This is a genomic window from Arthrobacter sp. H41 (assembly GCF_000520535.1).
Taxonomy (GTDB): Bacteria; Actinomycetota; Actinomycetes; order Actinomycetales; family Micrococcaceae; genus Arthrobacter_D.
Genome location: NZ_AZRZ01000491.1, coordinates 1 through 1,743, shown reverse-complemented (window position 1 = coordinate 1,743; position 1,743 = coordinate 1). Strand labels below are relative to the sequence as shown.

Here is a 1,743-nt window from a genome sequence, read left to right as displayed (position 1 = left end):
GCGCGAGGTCGGCGCACCGGGCCGACCCGCCGTCGGGCACCTGGCCGTGGGAGCCCGGGCGGACCTGCACGTGCTCGACGCCCCCTCCGCCGTGCACCTGGCCTACCGCCCGGGCATGCCGCTGACGTGGGCCGTCTGGCAGGAGGGCCGGCAGGTGGTACATCCCGCCCGGCAACCCTGATCACACTGCCTGACACCCGCCGGCACTCGCCGGCACCTTGATCGCTCCCGCGGCAATCTCCGACAGATTCCCGCACCAAGACCGAAGGAACCTCCCATGACCGCTATCAGCACACTCACCGACCAGACCACCGCGGTGGTCCTTTCCTCTTCCGGAGCCACCGCCGACGACGTCGTTGCCGTCGCCCGGCACGACGCTCGGATCGAACTCTCCGAGGACGCACGCGAGCGCGTGGCCCGTGTCCGGCGGCACATCGACGACCTCGCCGCCTCGGAGGTCCCGGCGTACGGCATCTCCACCGGATTCGGTGCCCTGGCCAACAAGCACATCCCCCAGCACAAGCGCACGCAGCTGCAGAAGTCCCTCATCCGCTCCCACGCCGCGGGGACCGGGCCCGTCGTGGAGCGGGAGGTAGTCCGGGCGCTGATGTTCCTGCGCGCCAAGACCCTCGCCTCCGGCCACACCGGGATCCGGGTCGGGACCCTGCAGACCATGCTCGACACCCTCAACGCGGGGATCACACCCGTGGTCCACGAGTTCGGCTCCCTGGGGTGCTCGGGTGATCTCGCCCCCCTGGCCCACTGCGCCCTCGTCCTCATGGGTGAGGGGCGGGCCACGGGCCCCGACGGCATGGAGCGGCCCGTCCCCGAGCTCCTCGCCGAAGCCGGGATCGCCCCTGTGACGCTGGCCGAGAAGGAAGGGCTGGCGCTGATCAACGGCACCGACGGCATGCTCGGACAGCTGATTCTTGCCCTGGCCGACCTGCGGGAGCTCTTCGCCGTGGCCGACGTGACCGCCGCGTTCTCCGTCGAGGCCCTGCTCGGCACCGACCGCGTGTTCGTTCCGGAGCTGCACGAGCCCCTGCGGCCCCACCCGGGCCAGGCGCACTCCGCCGCCGGCATGCTGAAGGTGCTCGACGGCTCCGGCATCGTCGCCTCCCACCGCGTGGGGGACAGCCGGGTCCAGGACGCCTACTCCCTGCGCTGCGCCCCGCAGGTCACCGGCGCGGCACGGGACACCGCCGCCTACGCGGCGACCGTTGCCGAACGCGAGCTCGCGGCAGCCGTCGACAATCCGGTGGTGCTCGACGACGGCAGGGTCAGTTCCAACGGCAACTTCCACGGCGCCCCGGTGGCCTACGTCCTCGACTTCCTGGCCATCCCGATCGCGGACCTCGCGTCCATGGCCGAGCGGCGCACAGACCGGATGCTGGATCCGGCCCGCTCCCATGGGCTGCCTCCGTTCCTCGCCCATGATCCCGGAACCGACTCCGGGCTGATGATCGCCCAGTACACCCAGGCCGGGCTGGTCTCGGACCTGAAGCGGTTGGCGGTGCCCGCCTCCGTGGACTCCATCCCCAGCTCCGCGATGCAGGAGGACCATGTGTCGATGGGCTGGCACGCCGCCCGCAAGCTGCGCCGGGCGGTGGAGAACCTGCGGCGTGTGCTGGCCATCGAGCTGCTGGCCGCCACCCGGGCGATCGCCCTGCGCGCCCCGCTGGAGCCGGGAGCGGCCGCGGCCGCGGTGCTGCGCGACCTCGAGGGCCGCGTGGCCGGCCCGGG

1 protein-coding gene and 1 pseudogene are annotated in these 1,743 nt (G+C 72.6%); both read left to right on the top strand.

The window, feature by feature from the left end; all coding sequences use genetic code 11:
- Nucleotides 1–181 (top strand): annotated as a pseudogene (locus tag Y705_RS22055) (imidazolonepropionase); the annotation flags it as partial.
- 96 nt (nucleotides 182–277) lie between these two features.
- The coding region (gene hutH / locus Y705_RS0101735; RefSeq protein ID WP_155849854.1) for a histidine ammonia-lyase at nucleotides 278–1,743 on the top strand (1,466 nt) is incomplete at its 3' end.